This window comes from Microcoleus sp. (assembly GCF_049646505.1).
Lineage (GTDB): Bacteria > Cyanobacteriota > Cyanobacteriia > Cyanobacteriales > Microcoleaceae > Microcoleus.
The window spans coordinates 1-9610 of sequence record NZ_JBARVX010000068.1 but is presented as its reverse complement, the minus strand read 5'-3'; the positions used below and the strand labels follow the sequence as shown (position 1 = coordinate 9610).

Sequence of the window (9610 nt, the reverse complement as noted above, 5' to 3'; positions counted from 1 at the left end):
AGAAAGGCTATAGAACATATTCCATGTAGATGTAGAGAGCGAGAAACCGGGTTTCACAGAACAGCATCAGTAATCATGCGAGAAGCGCACAAGAAACCCGGTTAGGAGTGTGCACTTCACAAACCTGGAATACGCTGTGAAATCGATGCCGATACCACAGCATTTGAGATCGCCTTGTTGTTGAGACTTTACTTTTGTTTGGCTGCGGCTTTTTTCTTGGCTTCTTTGTCAGCTTTTTTAGCCCTTTTCTCTGCTTCAAGTTTTGCTGACTTGGCGTGTTCTTTTTCTTCGGTTATTTTATCGAGGTAGTAATGGTAATCTCCCAGATAAGTCCGAAACTCTCCGTCTCTAACTTCTACTATTTTGTTGGCGACTTGGGAAATAAAATAGCGATCGTGCGAAACGATGATTACGGTGCCGTCGTAGTTCTGAATTGCCTCTTCCATCATCTCCTTGGCGGGAATGTCGAGGTGATTTGTCGGTTCGTCCAAAATTAGCAAGTTCACGGGTTCCAGCAGCATCTTTGCTAAAGCTAGACGGGCTTTTTCTCCGCCGCTGAGAGCGCCGACGTGTTTGAATACTGTTTCGCCGGTAAATAAGAACCGCCCCAATAAGGTGCGAACTTCTTCATTTTTCCAGTCGGGTACTTCGTCGTGAATGGTTTGCATCACGCTTTTATTCAAGTCTAAGGCTTCAGCTTGATTCTGTTCAAAGTAACCGGGGATGACGTTGTGGCCTCCCATTTTAACCGTGCCTTCGGTTGGTTGTTCTAAACCCATAATCAGGCGCAATAGGGTTGATTTGCCTGCGCCGTTGGGGCCGAGAAATGCTATGCGATCGCCTCTTTCAATTAATAAATCTGCTCCCAAAAATAGGATTTTTTCGCCGTAGGTGTGCACCAAGTTTTCAATTATGGCGACTTCCCGGCCGCTGCGAGGGGCGGGGGGAAAGCGGAAATGCAGGGTTTTTAAGCCGCCGGTGGGGGCTTCGATGCGTTCGATTTTGTCTAATTGTTTTTCGCGGCTTTTGGCTTGGGTGCTGCGCGTGGCGCTGGCGCGGAATTTTTCAACGAAGGCTTGCTGTTTTTCTAGTTCTTTTTGCTGGCTTTCGTAGGCGCTGAGTTGGGCTTCTCTGGCTTCTGCTTTTTGTTGCAGGTAGGATGAGTAGTTGCCGAGGTAGGTGCTGGAAACGCCGCGTTCGGTTTCGACGATTTGGGTGCAGAGCCGATCGAGAAATTCGCGGTCGTGGGATACGATTACCATCGGGGTTGTCAGCCCTTTGAGGTATACTTCCAGCCATTCGATCGTTTCTAAGTCGAGGTGGTTGGTAGGTTCGTCTAGCAGCAGGATGTCGGGTTTTTGGAGGAGAATTTTGCCCAAACTCATCCGCATTTGCCAGCCGCCGCTGAAGGCGCTGACTAATCGATCGCCATCTTCCATCTCAAATCCGATTTCGGGCAGAATTTTCTCGATTTGGGCTTCTAAACCGTAGCCGTTTAAGCCTTCAAATTGCCGTTGCAACCGATCCATTTTGTCGATCAGTTGGTCGAGATTTTCTGGGGTGGAGTTTTCCAAGTCTCGGTGGACTTGCATCAAAGATTCGTGAACTTCGTTGGCTTCGCTGAAGGCGCGCCAAAATTCTTCTTTGACGGTGCGGGTGGGATCGATTTCAAATTCTTGGGAGAGGTAGGCGATGTGGAGGCTGGCGGGGCGAATGACTTCGCCGGAGGTGGGTTCGATTTCGCCGGCGATGATTTTGAGTTGGGTGGATTTGCCGGCACCGTTAACGCCTACTAAGCCGATGCGATCGCCCGGTTTGACTTCCCAGGTGACATCTTTGAGTACGACGCCTGTGGGGTAAATTTTACTGATGTGTTCGAGTCGCAGCATTATTATCGAGACTGGGGAAGGGCTGGTTTAGCGGCGGATGGAATACCGGCGCTGAGGTCGAGTTAATCTTAACAAATTTTAACTAAATTTAGTCATTGGGAAGATTTTAGGTTTGAATGGGCGATCGAATTTTAGATTTGGGATTTCGGATTTTAGATTTGAGATTTTGGACGCAGGGTAGGCAGAAACCGGGTTTTTTAGCAAAATAGTTCCTACAAAGCCAAAAATCCCTGAAAAACCCGGATGATTCAGATATATATTCTCTCCCTCTGTGTACTCTGTGTTCTCTGCGGTTAAATCATTCCGATGCTATCGGAAACGATATGAGTGCGAGCTAATTTTAGATTTGATCGCGGCTGTCAGAAACCGGGTGTTTTACAAAAATCGGGTTTTTTTACTAAAATCCTGCATTTTCGCCTACAAATCGGGTAAAAAACCCAGTTTCTTTAGTCTTGTGCGTAACTCCTAACAAAATTAGATGATTAAAGCATTTGACCTGAAATTAATTGAGATATTTTAGGTGAAATTTATATATTTTAACAATTATTTCGGCTGACAAATTGTAGAATAATCAAAAGGAATAGGTGAGTTTTATGGGGCGTCTTACCGATCGAGCTTTTGACATTTTGCGGGCGGAAGTTGACAAGTGCGCCGCTGGTAATGTGCTAGCGGGTTCAGTGTACCGGGGGATAGTAATCAAGCGGTTGGAGAAATTGCGATCGCAAAACGGAACTTTCGCATCAAAAGAAGAAATTCGCGATACCTTCAAAGACGAATTTCCCAACTTCAGCGAACAAGCTCTCAAAGCTGCTGTCAAAGCCAACCGCGCGCCCGGATTATTTAATAAAATCATCTTTGCTGGCGGTTTGCTGGGCGCTGGGGCGGGCATAATTTGGTTGATTAACTTACCTTTTCCGATGATTCGCTGGCCCGTGGCGAAGACAATGCCGATATTGTTGCAGCCGAGTTTTATCAGTATGGATTACAATTACCGACAGGCGATCGCCCTTGTGGAACAATCCGATCAACTGATCAATAAAGCTACTGCTGTTGCTGATTTCGATTTGGGCGAAACTAAAGCAAAACAAGCTCAAAAACACCTAGACGCTTTACCTGTGTGGTTTCTCGGCTATTACCCAAAGAGGTACAGCTCTTTTGTCGGCTGCACTTGGCGCTTTACATTCGATGAATTTCAAGCAGCCCGCAAAAATGTGGGGCGGATGGATGCTCAAATTTTTCAGCAAAAAAATGCTTTTACTGAGTTAAATCGAGCCGAAGAAAGTCTCAATGCGGCGAAACAGCAGTACCAGCAAGCAAAAACTGCAGCAGACAGACAAAAAGCGAGTGAAAATTGGCAAAGTGCGATCGACCAACTCAATCAAATTCCCGCCGACACCCTCGCCGGAAAAACGGCTAAGCAAAAACTCCAAGCAGCAGAAAGAGACTTTCAAGCAATGGGCGGCGTAGCCACCGGTTCCGCGCGCGCCGACAACTTAATCGAAGCAGCAAAAGAATTTGCACTTTCAGCGGCTGTAGCATCGCAAAACCCGCCGCATCCAGCCGCCCAGTGGGAGCAAATAGCAGGATTGTGGGAAGAAGGAATTAACCGACTGAAATTAATTTCTGTGGATAATCCGGGCTATCTCGACGCTCAAACTAAACTCGCTGAATATCAAAAAAATTTAGGCATTACGCAGATCAGACTGCAAACAGAAAAAGATTCGGCAAAAGCTTTGCAAGAAGCTAAAACATTGTTTGCCAACTTGCAAAATAATGTGAATTCTCCCAGTCAAAATTCCGGTAACTCTCTGGGCCAGTTGCAACAAATTATCAATCAATTAGAATCCGTCAAACCCGGAACCACTGTTTATCCCGAATCTCAAAAATGGCTGCAATCGGCTCGTAAAAAACAGCAACAATGGCAAAATAATTAAAGGTTTGGCATAAAGTCTGGGAGAGTGTTAACTGCTTTTCTGTCAACTAAGGATCGAAAACTTAATAACTTAAATACCTTTTACAGTCCTCTCTCCTGTAATATCGTTTCCGGTTGCATCGGAATGATTTAACCACAGAGAACACAGAGAACACAGAGAGATCAGATAGAAATGAATAATTCCGATGCTAACGGATTTGATATAAGTTGCCTTCCTCAAAGGAGGCAGAGCCTCCGGATCTGCATTACCAGGCAGAGCCTGGTAACGAGCAAACCACCAACTGCTAACTGCCAACTGTCAACGGCTAATTGCCTAATTACCAAATCGGGTCAAAATACAGATTAACGGTAACTTGTTTTTTCCCCGAAGGCACGCCGGAAATACAAGCACAAATTGTCTCCCCGCCGTCAATTTCTACTTCGCAAGCGTGACAAGAACCCATCAGACAGCCCGTAGGAATGGAAACCCCCGCACGTTTTGCTACATCTAGCAAAAGCTCTCCCGGTTCTGCTTCTACTGTTACATTATCCGGTAAAAAAACAATTTTTGTCATTTAATTTTAACTCCGCTTTCACTAATAATATCGTTTCCGCTTGCATCGGAATGATTTAACCACAGAGTACACAGAGTACACAGAGGGAGAGAATATATATCTGAATCATTCCGATGCTACCGGATTTGATATAATTTATCTCGTGTCGGATTGAGTGAGCGTTTCTGTTGGCGCGGGGCGGGTTTACTTGTATTGTTGGCTGGTATGAAAAATGTTGGTGAACCCGCCCCTAGGGAATATTGTCTGTTTAACCGGATTTGATGTCACGATCAACCTAAAATCTGGTTCATATCTAAATGTTTTTCCACTGTATCCGCTAAAGTCTCTAACAGAGCTTCTCGGTGCTCGCGGTAATTCGGAATACCTGTAGGCAAGGCGCGGAGTCCCCGCTGCTGGCGCAGGTGATTTAACCAAGCTCGCCGCCAAGCTCCATTATCAAAGATGCCGTGCAGGTATGTGCCCCAAACTGATTGAGAAGTGTTGACAGTTCCTAAAGTCGGATCGTCAAATAGCGGTTGAGTCAAATCTGACTCTAGCATTTGCGTTCTTCCTTGGTGAATTTCGTAACCGGAAACTGGTAAACCCGGTTGAGGATAGTTAGATGTTACAACACGCTGGCGGGCAATTTTGTTCGGGGCGATCGCAGTTTTTAACGGCAGCAATCCCAATCCTTCAAATTCTCCCTGTTGTCCCTCCAGCCCTTGTTTATCGCTGATACTTTGTCCCAGCATCTGAAAGCCGCCGCAAACTCCCATGACTGTACCGCCAGCTACTAAGTAATTTTGAATAGCTTTTGCCATACCTGTTTGGCGCAGCACCTGCAAATCGGAAATTGTGGTTTTTGACCCCGGTAAAATCACGGCATCTGGATGGCCTAACTGCTCTTTTGGGCTGATGTATTTGACTGTGACGGTAGTTTCCGACTCTAGGGGGTCGAAGTCGGTAAAATTGGAAATTCGGGGCAGGCGGATGATGGAAATGTTTAGGTCGGTTTGAGTGTTGGGAGAACGCCGATCGAGCAAATCGAGAGAATCTTCTGAGGGAAAAACTTCGTCTATCCAAGGAATCACCCCAACTACCGGGATTCCCGTCCTTTCTTCCAGCCAAGTCAGCCCCGGATCTAAGATCGATTTTTGTCCTCGGAACTTGTTAATAATGAATCCTTTAATTAAAGCCCGTTCGTCGGGATCGAGCAATTCCAAAGTGCCGATGATGTGAGCGAAAGCGCCGCCGCGATCGATATCAACGACTAACAAAGTCCGAGCGTTTAAATATTTTGCCACCCGCATATTTGTTAAGTCGCGGTGTTTGAGATTAATCTCAGCAGGGCTGCCGGCTCCCTCGCAGACGATCGCGTCAAATTCTTGACCCAGAACTTCTAAAGATTCCCGAATAGCTTGCCAACCGAGATCGAAATACTGCTCGTAATATTGAGCGGCTCGCACATTGGCGATCGCCTTGCCCTTGACAATCAATTGAGAAGTCATGTCTCCTTGCGGCTTGAGCAAAATCGGATTCATTTCTACCCAAGGCGGGATACCCGCGGCCCAAGCTTGCACTGCTTGAGCGTAGCCCATCTCTCCGCCACTGGCGGTGACATAGGAATTCAGCGCCATATTCTGACCTTTAAAGGGAGTTACCCGCCAGCCGCGCCGAGCCAAGATTCGACACAGTGCTGCAACGAGTAAAGATTTTCCTGCGTGAGATGTTGTTCCCACGACCATAATTGCTTTCATAATATTTTAAAACCAGAAGGTAGAAGGCACAAAATAGAAATTAGAAGTAATATCCTGTCCGGTAAATCACTCACAATAAAAGTCGTTTGTAGTAAATACGAAGAGTTTTGATTGACCTATAGCAATCCTAAATCATTTGTGAATTTCTTACTCCCTCCCCGAACCTGCGGGGAGGGTTGGGGTGGGGTAAAAAGTTTACGACTCCTGCAAGGATTGACCTATTTTTTGGCTTTGAAGACTCTTCGTTTTCGCGGCGCATTTTATGATGGGTGATTTTCGTGACTGGAGATAAGAAGGTAGAAAACAGAATCGTCAAAATTCTGGTTTCTACATTTTGCTTTTTTGCTCAAGCTGGGGGCTTACCTTCGTCGGATAGATTCTCCGACTTGGATTCAGCGGCAGGTTGGGCTGTTTCTACTATTTCGGAAGTGGGGGGAGTCGGGCGAATCAATTCCGCTGGTTCTTCCTCGGAAGAGGGTTGTTTTTCTGTGGATTCGATCGACACAACTGTTACTGAAACCACTTCTACCCCGCTCATCTCATCGGGTTGTCCCGATTCTGGGATTTCCACCGGCGCTACTGCAATCATTTCCACCACAGTCATTTCGAGAGATGGTTCTGGGGCTTGTGCTTCCGGTACATTTGCTGCTGCTTCGGTTTCACCAACCGCAGCGGGCGGTGTCTGGCTGTCAGCCGACGGATCTCGATCGCCGATCGAACTTTCCTCTATTGTTGCAGAACTCGCCGTTGGAGCCGCCATCAAATCGGCCATTGTTTCCACATCGGTGGGAAACGGCACTGCTTGGCTGGTTTCAACGGCAGTGTTGCTGGTTTCGGCTGCTGCTTCGCTGGCGGCTTCGGCTAATTCTGATTCGAGAATCCGATCGATATCCGGTGCAGGAATTGCCGTTGTTTTAGATTCCGGCGCGATCGGCTCTGGAGTCTTTTTCTCTGTTGTCGCCGGAGTCTTTGCCTCAGACTTGCTTTTACCGCCACCGAGCCCCAAGATACCGCCGAGACTATTTTTGATATTGTCGAACAAACTTCCGAAACCGCCGGATTTGTTAGCTGCTTTGGCTGGAGTTGACTTGCCTGTTGGAGCTGCCGTTGGGGCTGCCGTCGGGGCTGTTGTTGGGGCTGCCGTCGGGGCTGCCGGCTCTGACTCTTTAGCCTTCGCCCTCCAAATCTCCTCAAAATCGTCTGTTTCAGGCTGCTGTTGAGGCTGTGGCTGAGCTTCTGCTGGCTCCACAGTTGCTGGGGCGGCAATTTCTGAAAATTCTATAGGAGGAGGTAGAGGAGTGAAGCTGCTGGCTGATTCTGCTGGGTCTGGTGAAGTCTCAGCAGCAGGAGTTTCGACGGGAAATACTGGTATCTCTGCAATTGCAGGTGCTTTTTCTTCGGGAATTGTCAAGTCAGGGCCGATCGGGCTTTCGCCAATAGTTTCAGCTATTGGGGGAGTCGCCGGCTGTTCTTCTAGCTTGACCGGGCTTTCATTCGCAGCGGGTGCTGGAACCACATCAGTTTTCGGTTTGGGCGATCGAACAAACTTAGGTTTTTTCGCTGCGGGCTCTGATTTCTTACCAAACAAACCTGATAGCGGCCCGCCCGCCGCCCCGGTCAAATTCGGCGACTTAGGAATCGGCGTTTGCTGAGCAACGGGCGTTACCAGCCGTCGCAAAGTCAGAGTTTCCCAAGCGAACCAGCCCAGCATGGCCACCCCCGCCATTTGACCCAGCAGGAGAGCACCAGTAATTCGCCCCGCACAAGCCCATAAAATTAACGCATAAAAAAGTCCTACCCCGCTCCAGGTAAAATCACTTTTGCGGTGAACTTCTGGAAAAAAGAAGGCCGCCATGTAAATACTGAAGCTGCCCAGACCGACCGCCAACGCCAGAATGTATGCAAGCATCTTGTCGGTACCTCCGCTGTGTCAAATAACTTCTACGCGCTAATTCTACCTTTGCGAGACACTCAACGGCTTCTTTCTCTAGGACAATTCTCTATTTGGAAACAAGTTCGGCAACCGATGAGTGTAATCGATTGAACGGATTTAAAGGATTTCACGGGTGGATGGTCGAACGTGAAGATTTGTCGCGATCCCCCAATCTCCCTCGCTTTCCTCTCCTTCCCTCTCACCCCTGATTGGTGTCACCCCCTCTTCAGCGGTGATATCAGTCACTTAAGTGTGCTTGTTCGATCGCACTAGCGGTAGAACTTCTTCTGTAAGGTGTAGGTGTAAGAGGAAGTATGCCTTCGGGCATAGATAGATTTGGAGGTAGTGCCATGTTGGAAAAATTGTTGTTAGCTGCGGCTTTAACTTTATCGCTTCAAATTTTTGCCGGAGTCAGCACTGCCTCCAATTTACCGAAAAATATTGTATTGCGATCGATCGACCTGCCGGCACCAGCCCTGAAACTTCCACTGGTTGCAGTACCTGCGCGCTTCAGGCCGAACGTCAAATCTTAATCGGAGGCGGAAAATAATAGGCGCAAGCGCGAGCTGTTCTCTTTGTCAAGTGACTGTTGGCAACTCATAAGTTCGATCGAACAGTAAGTAAATAAAAATTAGCATATCCGATATTAATTGCGATAATTGCGATCGCATACTAGACAAATATTAACACCAGGTTTTCAAGTACAAACACTCACAACTTAAAATACTTGTGCAATTGTCAGTAAAGGCTCAAAATATATCTATGCTCCCCAGATGGAGCCCAAAGCTAATCAGGACATTGACCGTTAATTGAAGGAGAGCGAAATGGCACTTAGCGATATTCTATTGAATGAAAACAATAGAGACAATTTTGTTGATGACTGTGTAAAGTTGATAGAGAAACAAGTTGCAGCAGCGCAGGGATTGGGCGGTTTGGCTCTGAAAGCTGCCTACTCTACAGTCAAAGGAATACGGGCGGACTATTGCGCTCAAGTCGTGGATCAACTTCTGCCCGAAATCTCGATCGCACTCGATCCGATGTGGACTGAAGCAGTAAACAATGGCAACCCAGTCGAATATCTCGCCCAAAGAAAAGCTGAAGTAGCAGATCAATTGCTCCAAATCAGTGACAAAAAAGCTGAAAACAGCACAAGAGCAGTTGTTAAGGGTGCCTATGGCAAACTCCGCCCCTCAGCTAAGACTTACGTGGAAAAGGGAGTACCGGATTTAGCCGAAATTATTAATAAACATAGTTCAATCTGAATCTTGAATTAGTGGAAATTTCCCGCCAATTCAAATCCTTGTCGAGGCGGGAAGTTCCCGCCTCAGTTAATTTTTAAGAAAAGTACAACCTTTCTCAGTTAGGAGCGTACCTCATTCTCCTTGGCACACCCCTTAAAAGGGGAGTAGGGGGTGGGACAAGAATGCTCTCTTTCGTCCCCCTTCTTAAGGGGGATTTAGGGGGATCTCCGGGGCATAAATATGTTAAGTGAACCGTATTGAAATATAGCCTTTCTCAGTTGGCTCGTTACCAGGCTCTGCCTGGTAATGCAGATAGGCGAGGCT

The 9610-nt window shown here is 47.2% G+C and carries 7 protein-coding genes; 3 read left to right on the top strand and 4 right to left on the bottom strand.

The genetic code is table 11. The features are described from left to right. Positions 1-188: 188 nt before the first annotated feature. Positions 189-1889, bottom strand: coding sequence for an ABC-F family ATP-binding cassette domain-containing protein (locus WBA89_RS03605; RefSeq protein ID WP_424404167.1), 1701 nt, complete (start codon positions 1887-1889; stop codon positions 189-191). A 593-nt stretch (positions 1890-2482) separates the two neighbouring features. On the opposite strand from WBA89_RS03605, the gene WBA89_RS03600 reads away from it, so the two are divergent. Continuing rightward, positions 2483-3823: a hypothetical protein gene (locus WBA89_RS03600; RefSeq protein ID WP_424404166.1), complete on the top strand. Its 1341-nt coding sequence runs from the start codon at positions 2483-2485 to the stop codon at positions 3821-3823. Positions 3824-4139: 316 nt separating this feature from the next. Here WBA89_RS03600 and WBA89_RS03595 read toward each other — a convergent pair whose 3' ends face one another. The 3 genes from WBA89_RS03595 to WBA89_RS03585 form a co-directional block, all read right to left on the bottom strand. Continuing rightward, positions 4140-4376, bottom strand: a complete 237-nt coding sequence (locus tag WBA89_RS03595; RefSeq protein WP_424404165.1) for a 2Fe-2S iron-sulfur cluster-binding protein — start codon at positions 4374-4376, stop codon at positions 4140-4142. Positions 4377-4645: 269 nt separating this feature from the next. Next, entirely contained in the window at positions 4646-6112 is a 1467-nt protein-coding gene (cobQ, locus tag WBA89_RS03590) for a cobyric acid synthase CobQ (RefSeq protein WP_424404164.1), read from the bottom strand. 346 nt (positions 6113-6458) lie between these two features. Further along, on the bottom strand, positions 6459-8021 hold the full coding sequence (locus WBA89_RS03585; RefSeq protein WP_424404163.1) for a Ycf66 family protein: 1563 nt from the start codon (positions 8019-8021) through the stop codon (positions 6459-6461). 338 nt (positions 8022-8359) lie between these two features. On the opposite strand from WBA89_RS03585, the gene WBA89_RS03580 reads away from it, so the two are divergent. Next, complete coding sequence (locus WBA89_RS03580; RefSeq protein WP_424404161.1) at positions 8360-8578, top strand: hypothetical protein; 219 nt, start codon at positions 8360-8362, stop codon at positions 8576-8578. Between the two features lie 291 nt (positions 8579-8869). Continuing rightward, entirely contained in the window at positions 8870-9307 is a 438-nt protein-coding gene (locus tag WBA89_RS03575) for a DUF6918 family protein (protein WP_424404159.1), read from the top strand. The last annotated feature ends 303 nt before the right edge of the window (positions 9308-9610 follow it).